The sequence below is a fragment of the Veillonella magna genome (genome assembly GCF_959600285.1).
In the GTDB taxonomy this organism is placed as follows: Bacteria; Bacillota; Negativicutes; order Veillonellales; family Veillonellaceae; genus Veillonella_A; species Veillonella_A magna.
This window is the reverse complement of record NZ_CAUGKU010000003.1, coordinates 153,720-171,174: the sequence shown is the minus strand read 5'-3', so window position 1 is coordinate 171,174 and position 17,455 is coordinate 153,720. Positions and strand designations below refer to the sequence as shown.

13 protein-coding genes and 3 tRNA genes are annotated in these 17,455 nt (G+C 47.5%); 1 reads left to right on the top strand and 15 read right to left on the bottom strand.

What is annotated here, in order from left to right; genetic code table 11:
* Positions 1–455 precede the first annotated feature (455 nt).
* Complete coding sequence (gene dcuC, locus Q5873_RS03255; RefSeq protein ID WP_303059188.1) at positions 456–1,838, top strand: C4-dicarboxylate transporter DcuC; 1,383 nt, start codon at positions 456–458, stop codon at positions 1,836–1,838.
* A 119-nt stretch (positions 1,839–1,957) separates the two neighbouring features.
* Here the strand turns inward: dcuC and Q5873_RS03250 are convergent, their stop codons facing one another.
* From Q5873_RS03250 to Q5873_RS03180, 15 genes are all read right to left on the bottom strand, one after another.
* Positions 1,958–3,244, bottom strand: coding sequence for an ArsB/NhaD family transporter (locus Q5873_RS03250; RefSeq protein ID WP_288190785.1), 1,287 nt, complete (start codon positions 3,242–3,244; stop codon positions 1,958–1,960).
* A gap of 217 nt (positions 3,245–3,461) precedes the next feature.
* Positions 3,462–3,537, bottom strand: a tRNA-Lys gene (locus Q5873_RS03245).
* A 10-nt stretch (positions 3,538–3,547) separates the two neighbouring features.
* Positions 3,548–3,622 (bottom strand) — tRNA-Gln (locus Q5873_RS03240).
* Between the two features lie 10 nt (positions 3,623–3,632).
* Positions 3,633–3,708: transfer RNA gene (locus tag Q5873_RS03235), tRNA-His, on the bottom strand.
* Positions 3,709–3,792: 84 nt separating this feature from the next.
* Positions 3,793–4,632: a polyamine aminopropyltransferase gene (gene speE / locus Q5873_RS03230; protein ID WP_028255509.1), complete on the bottom strand. Its 840-nt coding sequence runs from the start codon at positions 4,630–4,632 to the stop codon at positions 3,793–3,795.
* Positions 4,633–4,654: 22 nt separating this feature from the next.
* On the bottom strand, positions 4,655–5,284 hold the full coding sequence (locus Q5873_RS03225) for a hypothetical protein (RefSeq protein ID WP_303059187.1): 630 nt from the start codon (positions 5,282–5,284) through the stop codon (positions 4,655–4,657).
* Positions 5,285–5,306: 22 nt separating this feature from the next.
* Positions 5,307–5,738: a peptidylprolyl isomerase gene (locus Q5873_RS03220; protein ID WP_205088496.1), complete on the bottom strand. Its 432-nt coding sequence runs from the start codon at positions 5,736–5,738 to the stop codon at positions 5,307–5,309.
* A gap of 2 nt (positions 5,739–5,740) precedes the next feature.
* Complete coding sequence (locus Q5873_RS03215) at positions 5,741–6,442, bottom strand: tRNA threonylcarbamoyladenosine dehydratase (protein ID WP_288190777.1); 702 nt, start codon at positions 6,440–6,442, stop codon at positions 5,741–5,743.
* A 14-nt stretch (positions 6,443–6,456) separates the two neighbouring features.
* Entirely contained in the window at positions 6,457–6,825 is a 369-nt protein-coding gene (locus Q5873_RS03210) for a VOC family protein (RefSeq protein ID WP_288190776.1), read from the bottom strand.
* Between the two features lie 136 nt (positions 6,826–6,961).
* Positions 6,962–10,156: an AAA family ATPase gene (locus tag Q5873_RS03205; RefSeq protein WP_303059186.1), complete on the bottom strand. Its 3,195-nt coding sequence runs from the start codon at positions 10,154–10,156 to the stop codon at positions 6,962–6,964.
* The gene (locus Q5873_RS03200; protein WP_289087639.1) at positions 10,153–11,334 is read right to left on the bottom strand and encodes an exonuclease SbcCD subunit D; all 1,182 of its coding nucleotides are present in this window, start codon (positions 11,332–11,334) and stop codon (positions 10,153–10,155) included. The genes Q5873_RS03205 and Q5873_RS03200 overlap by 4 nt, the downstream gene beginning before the upstream one ends.
* Positions 11,335–12,180 (bottom strand): deoxyribonuclease IV, encoded by an 846-nt coding sequence (locus Q5873_RS03195; RefSeq protein ID WP_303059185.1) that lies wholly within the window; start codon positions 12,178–12,180, stop codon positions 11,335–11,337.
* 39 nt (positions 12,181–12,219) lie between these two features.
* Positions 12,220–12,639, bottom strand: a complete 420-nt coding sequence (locus Q5873_RS03190; RefSeq protein ID WP_028255501.1) for a Fur family transcriptional regulator — start codon at positions 12,637–12,639, stop codon at positions 12,220–12,222.
* 663 nt (positions 12,640–13,302) lie between these two features.
* On the bottom strand, positions 13,303–14,853 hold the full coding sequence (locus tag Q5873_RS03185) for a degradosome RNA helicase CshA (protein WP_028255500.1): 1,551 nt from the start codon (positions 14,851–14,853) through the stop codon (positions 13,303–13,305).
* A gap of 97 nt (positions 14,854–14,950) precedes the next feature.
* Positions 14,951–17,377, bottom strand: a complete 2,427-nt coding sequence (locus tag Q5873_RS03180; protein ID WP_303059184.1) for a Tex family protein — start codon at positions 17,375–17,377, stop codon at positions 14,951–14,953.
* Positions 17,378–17,455 lie beyond the last annotated feature (78 nt).

The following is a 17,455-nucleotide window of genomic DNA, read 5'->3' as shown; positions in this document are numbered from 1 at the left end:
ATTTCTTACGAAATGATTACCTTTACATTGTTCAGTTTTCAAAGATCCGCTGTCGTTTCGGTATTACCTTGCGACTTTGTTATTATAACAAGTAATCAACATCTTGTCAACTACTTTTTTAATCTTTTTGTTTTCTGTTTCAGCAGAAAACATACTCAACCTCAGTCACATTTGCGTCTCCGTCAAACGACTTGCTTATTATATGCTATCCCTCCTCACTCTGTCAACACCTTTTTATAATTTATTCTGGTTCTTTTATTTTATCTTCATTTTCCCTATATTACCAACCTTAATCTTCTGCATTCTTTTATTTTTAATTTAAACATTTATATTTACTTCTTATTATTCGTTGTAATTTTTATTTCCTACAAGTTTTGACTTTTTCATGACTATCTTCTGATATAGTATGTTTTAACTTACCTATTGTTTAATGGCATTATTTACGGAGGTGTTTTATGAACATAGCCATTTCTTTACTCGTCATAGCCTGGGTTGGCACCCTTGTGTTTAAACAGTATAAAGCACAAGCAGTTCTCTTTCTGGGCGGAATCACTTTGCTTGTTATTGCACACATAGCCGGCTACGGTACTATCCTGCCACCTAAACAAGCAACCGGTAATTTCTTTTTCGATATTTTTGAACTCATCAGAGATCTCTTTAGCAATCGCGCTGCCAAACTAGGTCTCAACATTATGGCCGTTGCGGGTTTTGCGCGCTACATGGATCACATCGGGGCATCACGCGCACTTGTTCACTTAGCCATTCGTCCGTTACGCGGTCTCAAATCTCCCTACATTGTCCTCAGCGCTTGTTGGGTAGTGGGCATGATTATCGGATTGGCTATTAACAGTGCCTCCGGTCTTGCCATGTTGCTCATGGTTACCATGTATCCGGTACTCATTGCTTTAGGTGTCAGTAAATTATCGGCTACGGCTGCCATCGCCACTACATTGTGTCTTGATTGGAGCCCCAGCGATACCGGCACCATCTTTGCCGCTGAGCTTGCCGGTCTTGACCCCGTTACGTATTGGCATTCATTCCAAGTACCTGTAGCCCTCTGCGTCTTCCCGGTAGTAGCCGTACTTCATTATTTCACGCAAAAGTATTTCGATAAAAGAGACGGACACATTGTTCGCCCCGGCGAAGAGGTTATCGTCAACGAAGACAAGATGACTAACAGCGAATTAAAACATGAAGCCCCGCCTTACTACGCATTACTTCCCTTAATTCCGTTGGCTCTCATTCTTTCCTTCTCTAATTTATGGATTTCCTGGATAAAAATGAACATTATTGTCGCCATGTTCATCGGCACCGTAGTCGGCATGATTTTCCAGTACATTCGTACTCGCGACGGTCGCCAAACATTAGAAGATTTGCAAGTATATTTTGATGGCATGGGACGACAAATGGCAAATGTAGTCACTCTCATCGTAGCAGGCGAAACATTTGCCAAAGGTCTTATGGCCACCGGCACTATTTCCGCCCTCATCGAATGGGCCAAAACGTCCGGATTCGGCGGCATCGGAATTACCCTTGTAATGGTATCTATTATCGGCGTGTCTTCCGTCGTTATGGGGTCCGGCAACGCCCCCTTCTTCGCTTTTGCCCATTTGGTACCGACAATTTCCGTTTCTACCGGCGTTCCCACGGTACTCATGATTCTACCTATGCATTTTATCGCCAGCGCCGCTCGTGCTATCTCGCCGATTACTGCCGTTATCGTCGTATCTGCGGGTATGGCCGGAATTTCACCGTTCGATTTAGTAAAGCGAACGGCGATTCCTATGCTAGGTGCGTGCATCACACTTACCGTGGCTAACTTCATTCTTTTCTTATAGACCATTCGTTTACCATTTGTCTGCTAACTACATACTTCCTATGGACAACATGGTTCTCACAAAATGAATACAATGCAAAAACACCGCAATCTCAATCCCCGAGATTGCGGTGTTTTAAATCAGAATGCAAAGTATACGAGATATAAATAAATATGTGCTATCAACACACTAAAAAGCATTAACGGAAAACCTAATTTCAAGTATTCCATAAAAGTGAATCGCAATCCATGTAAGGATCCGATACTGGCAACTACCAAGTTTGGTGTAGCCCCTATCATGGTACCGTTGCCACCATAGCAGGCGCCCAATGCCAATGCCCACCACACGGCTTCCATCGGCATTCCCGTCAAATGTCCCATTTCCTGTAGCATCGGAATCATTGTAGCTACAAACGGAATGTTATCGACAAAGGCCGAAGCAATCGCCGACAACCACAGAACCCAAAATACCGTAGCTTCTAAATCACCGCCGGTAACGCTAATAACTTTTTCAGCCAAGAATGTCATAACACCGCTGGCTTTCAAACCACCTACGACAACAAAAAGCCCCATGAAGAAAAAGATCGTCGTCCATTCAACCAAATGCAATACTTCGCGAGGTTTAATGTCGGCAATAACCATGAGCAACACGGCTCCGCCGATGGCAATCGTCGCCGTTTCAAGACCCAACCAATGATGTGCAATAAAGCAACCGATAGTCAAAGCCAAAACAAACAATGATTTCTTCAGCAGCACCGGATCTTCGATGGCATCCTGGTAAGAAATACTCATGATCGCATCTTTGGTTTCCGGATGCGGCTCTAAATCGCGGCGATAAAGGAAAATCAAAATAGGAATAATCAGCAATGTTGCTACAGCGCACACAGGAGCCAAATAAATAAAGAAGTCATTAAACGTAAGACCTGTGGCACTACCTATCATAACATTCGGAGGATTCCCTACTAAAAGCCCGGTACCGCCTACATTGGATACCAAAATTTCCGTCATCAAAAACGGAAACGCATTAACCTTCAATTTATCTGCCAACGTCAAAGTTACCGGCGCAATCAAAAGAACGGCGGTTACACAGTCAAACAGCGCCGATCCTATGGCGGTAATTACCGAAAGCAAAAACAATAGTCGCCACGGGCTCCCCTTTGTAACATGTGCTGCCCAAAGTGCACCAGCTTGAAAGAGACCGGACTTACTGGTAATAGCAACGATAAGCATCATCCCTACCAAAAGCCCCAATGTATTAAAATCAATATCTTCTTTGATTGCCGTTGCCTGTGATACAAACCCAAATCCAATCATGATAACGGCACCGCCCAAAGAGACAAGCATGCGCGAATACTTATCCCATACAATCAAGCCATATGTCACCAAGAATATGGCTATGGACGCATAAAAGGCCATACTATGTTCCATTCTACTGCCCCCTTAAATACATACACCTCGTTCTTCTTTGTATTCACCGACATCCATCGTCGGGATGATTTGATTTACTTTTAATTATACTCTTTATTCGCCAAGAAAAAAACTACAGAAAATAAAAAAGCCTACAAGCAATTACTTGTTAGGCAACCGTTGCTTGTAGGTTATATAAAAAAAATCACTAAACCATACGGTTTAGTGTTACCCTCAATGGTGACTCACCCGCGATTCGAACGCGGGACACCCTGATTAAAAGTCAGGTGCTCTGCCAACTGAGCTAGTGAGTCAGATTAATATTGGCAGGGGCGGCTGGGATCGAACCAGCGCATAATGGAGTCAAAGTCCATTGCCTTACCACTTGGCGACGCCCCTAAAGGGGTTGTGGGGTGAGTAGTGGGGATCGAACCCACGCGTAACGGAGCCACAATCCGCCGTGTTAACCGCTTCACCATACCCACCACCGTGGCCGTTACAAGAGCACCGCTCCGTAACGAAGATAAGTATATCATCATTAGAGAGCGGTGTCAACAGATTTTATTAAATTATTTTTTCAGTAAATATTCTTTTACAAAATTCGGCAGTGCAAAGGCAGCTGTCTGAATTTTTTCATTATAGTACTTCGTCGTAAATGTACGTTCACGATTCGGTACAAACGTCAACGGATCATAGGTTTTAGTCCCCATAGTAAAGCAATGCATGCCTGTTGGATAAATTGGAATATACGCTGTGTATAAACGCGCCATAGCAAACTGATCACGCACATACCCAAATACCTTTTCCACCAACGGCTTATGCATAACCGGCGATTCCGTTTGTTGTACAAAAAGACCGTCTGCTTTTAGCGCCTTATGCACATTAGCATAGAATTCCTTCGTAAATAGTCCTTCGCCGGGGCCGATAGGGTCGGAGCAATCGACAATGATAACATCGTATTCATTATCGGCCTGTGCCATAAAGCCGATACCGTCACCGATCTTTACGGTCAACTTCGGATCCTGACGAATCATAGCGTCGGCGATGGTCGGTAAATACTGTTTTGCCAACTCTACTACCTTGCCGTCAATTTCTACCATAGTCACTTTTTCCACACAGTCGTGACGTACACATTCCCGGGCTACGCCACCGTCGCCGCCGCCGATAATCAGCACGTTTTTCGGATTCGGATGAAGGAACAACGGCACGTGGGACATCATTTCATGATATACGAATTCCTCTTTTTCAGATGTTTGAAATACGCCGTCCAACACAAGCATATTGCCGTATTCCAAACTGTGAGCTACCTCAATTTTTTGGAACTGGGACTCACCCGAAAAAAGCACCTTGTCAACTTCGGCGCTTAACCGTAAATGTGCTGACTGATTTTCTGTAATCCACTGTGACATGTAACAATTCCTCCTCATGTACCTAACCGATATGCTGTACGTACGCAAATCCCCCACCGAGCATGGTATCCTTCAGCCATCGCTTCAACGAAAAGATACGCTCGATTTCTTCGTCATACACCATACAACGTATATCATCATTATTCTTCATCAGTTTTACAATCGGCACCCAATGCCACGTAGACAACTCACGCTCTCTACCGCGATGACGGTTCAAAAAAGCAATCGGCGAATCTGCCTGCAGGCCTTGTTCAATAAAATCTACTACTGCTTCCAAGGAAGGTTTGCAGCTAGCAAAGGGATATACGCTAAGCATCGGCACCTTGTATGGTAACTTATGCTCTTCAATATACGCCGTAAGACCATTGGACAACCAATGTGTTTTGTACAAACCGCCGCCGAAGCGCGGACGTACGTAGTTCCAAATTGTTTCCATCCGACGCAACGCTTCCTCACCGTCTTTACTGTTTGTCAAATCCAAATAATGATCCCGAAACTCTGCATAGCTAATAAGCTGAGTTGCCGTCGTAGGACCGCAACCGGCCAACTGTTGCCAATCATCGCGGTACCATTCCTGGTTATATCCGTACGAAAAGCGACCGTCCTTTTTAACTTGCAACCATTCCGGATGTTTAATCGAAAAAACTTCCATTTCTCTCCTTTATTTCGCAGGATTAGTCTTCTACTACCTCCAAGGTGTTCATATGCTCGCCTTGATAGATAGCATCCACTACGTCCATACCCTCAATAACCTGACCAAATACGGTATGAACTCCATCCAAATGCGGCTGTGGTTCATACACGATGAAAAATTGGCTACCGCCTGTATTAGGACCACGGTGAGCCATGGATAACGCACCGCGCACATGTTTGTGCGGATTGCCGATGAGTTCATCCTTAATGGTGTATCCCGGACCACCGGTACCGTTGCCGATAGGACAACCGCCCTGTGCTACAAAGCCAGGAATAACACGATGGAACGTAAGTCCGTCGTAAAAACCTTCTTTGATCAACTTTTCAAAATTAGCTACCGTACCCGGTGCTTCTTTGTCAAATAACTCAATAACGATATCACCTTTATCCATGTGAATAATTGCTTTTTTCATGGTTAATCAACCTCCAAAAATGTTCTGATTACAAAGCTCGCCATCATAAGCCCCGATACGGATGGCACAAAAGCGCAAGATCCGGGGCTGCGCGAGTCATCATCGCGATGTGGCGTCATAGGCGTCTCTTCCGAAAAAATAACCGTTTGCCGCTTAATACCGCGCTTTCTTAATTCTCGCCGCATTACCTTGGCCAACGGACAGGTATGTGTTTTACTGATATCCGTAATGCGCAATAGTTCCGGATGCATCTTGTTGCCCGTCCCCATTGAGGATATGCAGGGAATGCCCAAGCGCTGACACGTTTCGATGATAGATAGCTTTGCCGACACCATATCGATAGCATCAATAACATAATCCACCTTCAGCGAAGCAATAAAATCTTTATGCGCTTCGCCATTATACACCATATCGTAGGTTTCCACGACTATATCGGAACGAATGGATTGGATGCGCTCCTTAGCCACATCAACCTTACGACGACCTATGGTATCCTTTGTAGCAATAAGCTGCCGGTTCAAATTACTGATACTCACCGCATCACCGTCGACGATGACTATACGACCAATGCCGGAACGCACCAACGCTTCCATGGCAAAGCCGCCGACGCCGCCGACGCCAAAGAGAAGCACCGACTTACTTGCCAAGGTTTCTATGTTTTCTTTTCCCACCAGCCATTCCAGCCGCGTTAACATATGTTCCATCTGATGAATGCCCCTTACTTAGCGGGAAGAATTTCTACCCAGTACCCATCCGGGTCAGCTATAAAATAAATGCCCATGGCCGGATTTTCATAAACAATACAACCCATTTCTTCATGCTTTTTATGCGCTGCTTCAAAATCATCTACATAAAAGGCAATGTGAAATTCATTGTCCCCCAAATTGTACGGTTCTTTGCGATCTCGCAGCCATGTCAATTCCAACTGATGCGGGCTGTCCGGTCCGTCGAGATAAATAATTTTAAACGAGCCGTCTTCCGGTTCGATGTGACGACCTTCCGTAAGACCTACCGCTTCTTTATAAAAGGCTAAACTCTTTTCTATATCGAAGACATTAATATTATTATGGGCAAAGACAAATTTCATTGCTCTTCCTCCTTCACTCATCACCATTCTATTGTGCATACGCCCGCCACATCGTGGCGACACATATCCAAATAGGCACGCTCTTATAGTATCATATTTTTCGATATATGACTATACGTACCCTAGTTTTCTATAGTTAGGACGAAGCCTTATCACCGGAAAAATAAGCGCGGCTCCCCTTCGCGGTTCGTTCCACCACCAGATGCCGAGGGATTCTGCTCTGCAATTCTCCCACATGCGAAATAATTCCTACCAAGCGTCCCGAAGACTGCAAGCTAACCAATGCTTCCATAGCAATCTCCAACGTATCTGCATCTAATGTGCCAAAGCCTTCGTCAATAAACATCGTGTCCAAGTGAATGCCGCCGGCATAGGATTGTATGCAATCTGCCAGCCCCATCGCCAATGATAACGATGCCAAGAACGTCTCGCCGCCGGATAGCGTATTGGCCGGTCGAGCAGCCCCGGTGTATGCATCAAACACGGCTAAGTCCAGTCCTTTATGACCGCGACCGCTATTATCGAATGCGGCCCGTTGCAATGTGTAACGCCCGCGACTGAGCTTGCGCAAACGAAGATTGGCCGCGCTGACCACCTCTTCTAAAATCGCCCCCAACACATAACGTTCGAAGGTAACGCCTTTTAATCCTGCGGAAGCACCGCTTGCCATTTGTGATAAACCGTATACAAACTCGCGCTCCTCCGCTCCGGCTTCGTCTTCCTTATGCAACGCAGTTAATCGATCTACCGCCTGTTGTATGCGCTTAGCCTCGGCAGCATAGGTAGCCGCTTCCTGTTCCGCTCGTGTCCAACCGTCTCTGGCCTGCCTCTCTTCTTCAGCCGACACGACTACCGCCGTTTCAGGCAAAGAGTTAAGCGCTGCCAAGGTTTCACTGCGCACGCCTTCATTGCGATGCCACTGTCGATCATACTCATCTATGGCTTGTAAAAGCTCCGTTTTCTTCTCTTTTGCTGCCGCTAAGCGCTCTTCCCACTCCGGCAATGTCGACAACTCCTGAAGATACATTTCTATATCAGCTTTCGCTTGCGCCAAGCGTTGCTGCAAAGATCCCTCACGCCGCTTAGTCTCCGTGCGTTTAACCGTTAATGCACTGTCTTCCCTGCTGAGCCTTACACGTTCATTCGCCAAAGAGCTTTGCCGTCTTTTATATTCATCACAGTACACTTCGTATTCATCGATTTGCCGGTTCCATGCAACTACATCATCAATGGCCAGCTCACGCCAACGCGCTTCATCTTCCTCTTTGGCTTGCGCGAGAGCGTTGCTTTCCCATGTATGTGTTGTCCGCATCGTTTCCAGTCGCTGTTGTTTCGTCGCTTGCGCTTCGCGCAGCGTAAACACTTGATGCTGCAGACGATCCAGCTCAGCGGCGAGCGCATGAATCTCTTGTCGTATCTCCGCTGCACATCCGGCGATGCATTGTGCGTAATCGAGTATCTCCGCCACATCCGTCGTATCATTTGTCGGCGCATCATCGCTTAGCCACGCACCAATACGTTCGCGCACTGCCGTTACTGCCCGATGCTCTTCCGCATCAGGCCGCGCTTTCATATAGCTATCCAGGGTTGTTTGCAAAGAAGTCACTATGCGTATTATCCCTTCATACCGCCGGACTTCTTCCGTTTGCCACGCCTGCTGACGTTCTTCGGCAGAGGATAGCTTGCCTCGCAAAGAAGCCGTTGCTCCGTTAGCGGTCACATAATCCTTACGGGCTCTTGCTTCGTCGTCCGGTCGAACCTCTTCTCCGGGAACGGCAGGATTCGGATGATGACAGGAACCACACACCGGACAGGGGCTACCAGGCGCCAGCCCCACAGCCAAGGCGGCCGCCTGCTGTGCTTGCAAAGCCAACTCCTTCTCATGCCAAATTTGTTTATAATACGCTTCCGCTGTCACCGCTTCATCGTACTGCTGCTGCAGCTGTGTCAACTGCGCCGCACCGTCAGTACTGTGTTCAACAAGTGTTGACCACTCCTCTACTTTATTTCGCAGCTCCTCGGCAGCACCGAGGATATCTATGATTTCCGTAAGATAGGCATGCGTCGCCTTCGTATCCGCTTCTTCCTTGGTTGCCGTCGCCAGCGTTTTCCTATTCGTTTCCAGCTCTGCTGCAAAGGTCCGTATCCGATCCGAATCCTCTTCCAGTTGCGCCGCTTTATCGCAATGCTCCCGGCGCCGCGCTTCCAACGATTTAATTTCTTCCCGTATAGCCTCTGCGCCTACTACGATGCGGTGTGCCTGCTCATACCGTTCCGCCTGCTCGGCTAACCGTTCTTCCTCTGCCGACAAATGCTGTTGCTTCTCGGCCAGCGCAGTCGCCTCCGCTTCCATCTGCGTTATAGATTGCTTAACTTCATCTGCTTCTTGCAAAACAGCATCCCGTTCACGAACGGCCTTGTACCACGCTTCATAGGAAGGCAGCAATTCAATCAGTGCTTTGCGTTGGCGCTGCTCCTCACGGTGCGCCGCCAAACCTTCTCTTAGCTTATCGGCCGTTTCCAGCGCCTGCTGCAACTCATCCCGTTTCACCGTAAGTGCACGGCCTTCGCTTACAGTTTGCCAATACTGCTTAGCTGCCTCTCCGGATGTTAGCGCATCCTTTGCAGCCGACTCTGCTTGCGTTGCTTTTTGTACGGCCTCTTGTAAATTCTTTACTTCCAAACTATCCAAAATGAATTGCTGCGCTTGCACTCGTTCCTTGGCCTGTTCATACAATCTATCGTAGTCTTGCTTGAGCAGTTCCTGCAACCTTGTATATATTTCTGTTCGAAACAGGCTATGCAGCAGCTCTTCGCGCTCAGAAGTAGGTGCCACCAGAAGCCGCCGGAAATCGCCTTGCGGCAATAAGACTACCTGCAAAAATTGATCGGCCCGAAAACCGATAATCGACTGCACCCGTTCTTTTATCTCCTGTGCCCTTGTTGTTACTTCCTGCCAAGCACCATTCTGTTTACTGTACAGAACGGCTTGTGCCGGCAACTCACGCAAACCGCTGCCGCGCTTCTTTTTCACCCATTGCTTGGGACTGCGTTCCAAACGATATTCCTTATCCCCGATGGCAAAGGTAAATTCTACTTGCGTAAGTATATCCGCACCTGCATAATCACTGCGCATATCACTGCCGTCGCGCAAACCGCCGCTGGTCTGACCGAACAACGCATACACCATGGCATCCAATATGGTCGTTTTCCCCGCACCGGTCGGTCCGGTAATCAAAAACAAACTGTCTCCTTGTAAGTCTTCAAAGCATATATTCACCGTATCACAAAACGGGCCGAAGGCTGTCATGCGTAATTGTATCGGTTTCATAGCTCCTCCTTATTGATGCGATCCCACAGCGCATCAATGTATTGTGCTTCCTTTGCCGTCAACGCTTCCCCTCTGGCGGCGACGGCAAACTGTCCGAACAAATCCCGTTCCGACAAATGATAAAAGTTAGGTGTCATGTCTTCATCGGACTCATTCACCGCCATACGTCCCGTAAGCTCTAATGTCATCACCTGAGGAATCACCGATCGCAATCGGGCCAGACCATCAATAACAGGTGCCGTATCCGTTAAGCGCACCATCACATAATCATCGCCGCAACGCTGATGCAATGCTTCATCATTCATAATATCCGTAAAGGCCCCTTCCACAATGCGTACATCACGGCGCGCCTCCACGGGAATTTGTTCTATAGTGGCTCCTCCCTTTTCATCAATATCCACCAAGGTAAAGCTTTTGCGCTGCGCCGCTTCATCAAAAGAATATTTTAACAAGGAGCCGCTGTACCGAATAACCTCGGACCCTGCTCGCTGCGGACGATGTAAATGCCCCAGTGCCGTATAACTAAATCCGGAAAACGCCTGTGCCGCCACTGCGTAGCTACCGCCGATGATAAGCGGACGCTCCGATTCACTTTCCGCACTGCCGCTGACAAATGCATGGGCCATGGCTACCGAACGCATTCCCTTCGGCACCTGTCCTCGCACGTAGTCTCCCCATAATCGATACACTTCATCATAGCTATGCTGTCCGTGAGTTGTCATGTCCGACGAATTCGCTTCATCGGCGAACAAATAATTGGCAATCGACTTGGGTTCACTAAAGGGCATGGGACAAAAGGCAATCTCACCGTATGCGTCATTGACTATAACAGGTCCTTGTAAATGCCGCAGCGTCCCCCATACGTAAAGCCCCGACGGAGCCCACAGCGTATGTCCCACCTCTAGCCGAGCACCGCTGTCATGGTTCCCGCCGATGACAAACATAGGAATCCGTTTATCACTGGCAACGCGTGTCACTACGCTGTCCCACAGCTCCACTGCCTCTACCGGCGGAACGGCGCGATCGTACACATCACCGGCAATCACTACTGCATCCACACGAGCTTCTTTGAGCAGCGGCAAAAATTGATGCTCCAACACATAGGCTTGGTCCTCGGTCAAGTAGTTTGCATAAAATATGCGCCCCAAGTGCCAATCTGCCGTGTGCAAAATACGCATTTATTCCTTCACCTCGTTTGCGTAAATCTCTTTCAGCATGGCAATCTCCTTGGCATACCCGTCAAGCTCATTCGGCGTTTCCAAGTAAAAGGGCAAATGCCGAAGTTTCGGATGCGTAATCACCGCACCTAACGCTTCGATGCCAATATGCCCTTCACCGATTTTCTCGTGACGATCCTTGTGTGCGCCGCGCGGGTTTTTCGAATCATTGAAATGAATGGCATGAATGCGATCGAGTCCGATGATTGAATCAAATTCAGCCAGCACTCCATCCAGATTATCAATGATATCATAGCCGCCTTCGTGAATATGGCAGGTATCCATGCAAACGCCTACGTATTCTTTTAACTTTACGCCATCAATGATGCGGGCAATCTCCTCGAAGGTGCGTCCCACTTCCGTTCCCTTACCGGCCATTGTTTCTAAGAGCACCATCGTTTTCATTCCCGGGAAGAGTACTTCATTTAACATATCCACGATATATGAAATCCCTTGATCCATCCCTTGCTTGACATGGCTGCCGGGATGAAAATTATATAATTGATGCGGCAAATATTCCAATCGTTCCAAATCCTCACGCATGGACTGCCGCGCAAATTCACGCAAGCCTTCATCTTTAGCACAGCCGTTTAACGTATACGGTGCGTGACCTAAAATCTTTCCGAAATGATGTTCCTCCATAAACTTCGCCAACGCCTTCATATCCGCTTCGTCAAAAGCCCGTGCCTTACCGCCTCGGGGATTGCGCGTAAAATATTGAAACGTGTTGGCTCCGATTGAAAGGGCTTCCTTGCCCATGTGCAAATAGCCTTTGCTGATTGATAGATGACATCCTATTGTTAACATATGTTCCTCCTTACTAAAAAAGAGCCTTACGGCTCTTTTTTAATGCGACTCCCGGCGCAAGCAATCGGGACAAATCCCTTCAAATGCTAACTGTTGTCCGGTTACGCGGTATTCACTCAATCGTTCTACATCCGCCTGAATCTTTTCGACATCGATGCCATCCAAATCCTCGACGCGATTACACTGGGTGCAACGCAAATGCGGATGATTATGGGTATCCCAGTCATATCGACTGCAATCGTCCCCCATATCCAACACCTTGACAAGACCGATGCGTTCGAAAATCTCCATCGTTTTATACACTGTTGCCAAGCTCATGGTCGGATATTCCTTGCGCAAATTTTGATAAATCATTTCCGCTGTGGGGTGATCGTTTTGCCCGTATAATACGTTGTAAATGGCAATACGCTGAGGAGTTACTTTAAATCCTTCAGAACGTAGTTTTTGTGCTATATCCATACTTTCATTCCTCTCTCCACTCGGATATCTGTCCCAGCAGCTACTTAGCCGACTGTAATAGCTTACATCGCAAACTATTATTTGTTACTATTCATATTATACTACATCTGTAGCAAATAACAAACAATAACAATTATTATTTGAGTAATTATAGCAAATGAAGGAGGAAAAATCAATTATAGCTAAGCAGTCATGTAGGTCGGGGTATGTTTTTCTTCATCAATCTGTAATCGACAAGGGCATGAGTAAATACGTAATAACCATCGCCTCCTTTCTTTGATGGTTTTCTTTCCTACTGTTTAGTTTAGTTTTGTTTTGTTTAGTTTAAGAATGGTATCGGCGTGCGTATCGGTTTGCGTACCGTTGTGCGTATCGCTGTGCGTCTCTCTCGTGTATCACTGTGGGTCTCTCTCGCGTATCGCTTCTGTATCGCTAGGTACGTCACCAACTACATGACTTAATACAATATCCGATAAATTTCTATCATGACTTTCTTATTTTTACGGTTCCAAAAAAATAAAAAGAGCGCTCTCGCCTCTCAGTCTCCATCCAATGTCATTCATTAACACAATCTGACATTGGATGCAGCTGCCAAGACAAGGAGCGCCCTCGTTTAATTTGTCCTATATGTTCTACACAGAATTGCAGATTTTATGTTGTTAGTTAATCTTTAAAGTACGGCTTGAAAGAACTATTCGCTCTACTTTCCTTACCTTCGCGCTGACCATCACGGCGATCCCGTCCACTGCGTGCATTGCGACTACCTCGACGATCACGACCATCGCGGCGATCCCGTCCGCCTTTATCGAACTTGCGACGATCACCGGATCGATAGGAACGTCCGTCACGACGGCGACCGTCTTTACCGAAACGACGTGGTTTGCGTACGCGAAGCGGTGCTTCTTCGGTAATAGTTACCGGTGTCGTATCCGGCTCCTTCGTCAACAGCTTAATCGCTGCAGACACTAACGTAACCGAATCAATATCGGCCAAAAGCTCTTCCGCACTGCTGCGATACATCTTTAAGGTTTCTTCGTTGTCCGACATGGAAATCAAGCTTTCCACGGCCAAGCGCTGCTGCCCTTCCAATACTTCTCCTAAGGACGGCGCTTTGCGACGAGTAATCTTACGCTTTGTCAATCGCTCGATGGCATGGAGGTGTTCCATTTCACGAGGAATTACAAAGGTTGTTGCCTTACCGGCTTTACCGGCACGGCCCGTACGACCTACGCGGTGAACATAGCTTTCCGGATCCTGTGGCAAGTCATAGTTATATACATGCGTAACACCGCTGATATCAAGACCGCGCGCTGCTACGTCCGTAGCCACCAAAATATCGATAGTCCCTTCGCGGAATTGACGAATTACACTATCGCGCTTCTGCTGCGATAAATCACCGTGAATCCCTTCCGCCATGTAACCGCGCTTCTTTAATCCTTCCGTCACTTCGTCTACACGACGTTTCGTGCGACCGAAGACGATGGCCAAATCCGGTGCATGCATATCAAGCAAGCGGCATAATACATCGAACTTCTGTCGATCCTGCACTTCGATGTAATACTGATCGATCAGATCCATCGTCACCTGCGTCGGCTTCATACGAATCAAACGGGGTTCCTTCAAATAGGTTTCCGCCAAATTCTGAATGGCTTTCGGCATGGTAGCAGAGAACAATAATGTTTGTCGTTCGTCCGGCACGGCACTCAAAATTTTATTAATATCATCGACGAAACCCATGTTGAGCATTTCATCGGCTTCATCAAGTACGACCATCTTCACCGCATCAAAGCTGATAGATCCACGATCCATGTGATCCATCAATCGTCCCGGAGTAGCTACGATAATCTGCGGATTTTTTCTGAGGCTGCGGAACTGGCGGGTAATATCCTGTCCACCATAAATCGGCAACGCTTGGATGTCCGTATGCTGCGCCATTTTATTCAGCTCTTCCGCTACCTGAATGGCCAACTCCCGCGTCGGGGAAAGAACCAATACTTGTACGGCACGCTGTGCCGGATCTACCTTTTCCAGCGCCGGAATCCCGAACGCTGCCGTTTTACCGGTACCGGTCTGCGCTTGCCCAATCATGTCGAGGCCTTCCATAGCTACCGGAATCGCTTCCTGCTGAATCGGCGTCGGTTCTTCAAACCCCATATCATTCAAAGCCCGTAAAATAGGCTCACTAATTTTTAATTCTTCAAAACGTTCTAACATTGACTATATGCATCCTCCTAGCATGTTACGAATATTCTCTGTATTTTTCTCCAGCATATTCGTTAATTATATCACACTTTATCTGCGATAGATACTTTTATTTCTTTTTTGACCGCACGATACGAATATCGTTGTCGCCGAAGACAAAGCCTTTATCACGGTGCTGTCTTCCATCCCGCTGCCGCCTGTTCTTATGTTGTCCGTTGCGGTTTCTTTGTCCTTGCCCTCTGTCCGGACGCTTATTCTTACGTTGTCCGTCGGTACCGGCCATACGAGAATCCTGTTTTTTCTCGCGCCCGCTTCGATTGTCTTCGTCATTCATCTCGCCCCGTCGTTTTTTCAAGGCATTAATAGAAAGTCCGATACGATTGCGCTCGGCTTCCACCGAAATAATCTCCGCTTCGATAATATCGCCTACTGCCAATACATCCGACGGATGTTGATTGCGCCGACAAAATTCACTGCGGTGAAGCAATCCGTTTACCTTAAGTCCAAAATCCACAAAGGCACCGAAATCCACCACATTATGAACCGTCCCCTTCACCACGGTCCCCACTTTGATGTCATCAAGGCTTAATACATGTTTGCGCATAAGCGGCGCCGGTAAATCTTCGCGAGGATCCCGTCCCGGCTTAGCCAACGCCTCTAAAATATCGCGCACCGTAGGCACGCCGGCATCAAGTTCATTCGCCATAGCTGCCGCATCTACCGTAGCCACCTTAGCTTTAATTTGTTCCAGAATCTCTTTATTGTGCATATCCTCCGGCGTAAATCCCAGAAGGTGAATCATCTTTTCCGCCAAGCTATAGGATTCCGGGTGAACCGGCGTATTATCCAGTGCATTTGCGCTGCGCTGAATACGCAAAAAGCCGGCGCACTGCGTAAAGGCTGCCGGGCCCAACCGACTGACTTTCAGTAGCTCCTTACGTGATGTGAAGGGGCCGTTTTCCTTGCGATACGTTACGATGTTATTGGCCACTGTACCGGTAATGCCGGAAATATGTCGCAAAATCGCCGGCGATGCCGTATTAAGCTCCACGCCTACATGATTGACTACGGTTTCCACTACTTGATCCAATGCTTCGCCCAACCGCTTCTGATTGACATCATGCTGATACTGACCGACGCCGATGGACTTCGGATCAATCTTTACCGATTCCGCCAACGGATCCTGCACGCGACGAGCAATCGACACAGCGCCGCGAATGGATACATCAAGATCCGGCAATTCTTCAATGGCCAATTTAGATGCCGAGTACACCGAAGCCCCCGCTTCATTGGTAATGATGTAATGACAATCGTCCAACTGTTCTTCGGCTAACATTTGAGAAACAAATTGTTCCGTTTCATAAGAAGCGGTACCGTTGCCGATGGAAATCAAAGTGACATGCCATTTACGAATCAAATTCGACAAGGCTTGCCGCGCAATATCCCGCTGCTTATCGCTCATTGTCAAATAGTAAACCCCTTGATCCAGCACATTGCCCTGCTCATCGATAATCGCCATTTTACATCCCATGCGGTATCCCGGATCCAGTCCCATAATGACATAGCCGGACAACGGCGGTTGCAATAACAGATTGCGAAGATTCGTACCGAACACTTTAATCGCTTGTTCTTCCGCTTGCTCCGTCAACTGATTGCGAATATCTCGTTCCAGCGCCGGAAGCACCAACCGTTTATACGCATCTTCCGCGACGGCCTGCGTATACACATTATTGGCCTGACCGGCTTCGACCATACAGTTGAGTATATAGGCAATGTAGCGTTCATCGGCCGTCACCATAGTTACCTTTAACGCCCCCAGCGACTCTCCGCGATTGATCGCCAAAATACGATGGGAAGGCAACTGACGGATCGGTTCTTCATAGTCCTCGTATTGTAGGAACACTTTTTTAACCTCTTCATCGTCTCCGACCAAAGCTGTATGCAAGCTGCCTTCGTTCCAAATGGCGTCGCGCAAATGTGATCGTATATCGGCGCGGTTACTTACATCTTCCGCCAAAATATCCATTGCGCCTTGCAGGGCCGCTGCCGCATCGGGTACTTCGTCCGTTATATATTGCGCGGCTTCGGCTACGGCGGACTCTTCCGTTACTGCGGCGCCGACAATATATTCCATCAACGGCTCCAACCCACGATCCCTGGCCATGGAGGCACGGGTCCGTTTTTTCGGGCGATACGCTAGATATAAATCTTCTACCTCTTGCAGCTTCATCGCCGCAGCTAATTGCTGGGCCAACGCTTCGGTCATCTTGCCTTGCTCCGTAATCGAAGCAACAACATCAGCCTTGCGCTGTGCCAGATTTTCCAAATAGCGATGTCTTTCTTCGATATCGCGAAGCTGTTCATCCTTGAGTTCGCCGGTCTTTTCCTTTCGATAGCGCGCGATAAAAGGTACCGTATTACCTTCACTCATCAAATCGATAGCCGCTTGCACCTGCCATGTCTTTACCCCTAATTCATCGGCAATCACACGTGCTGTATCGATGGCCATCGTATTCATTATTGCTTCCTCTGTCATATAGTAAAAACCTCACACTTCTTATTTTTATTTCGCTTCTATTGCATAGGCATATTGATTGTTCCATTCCACGGATAT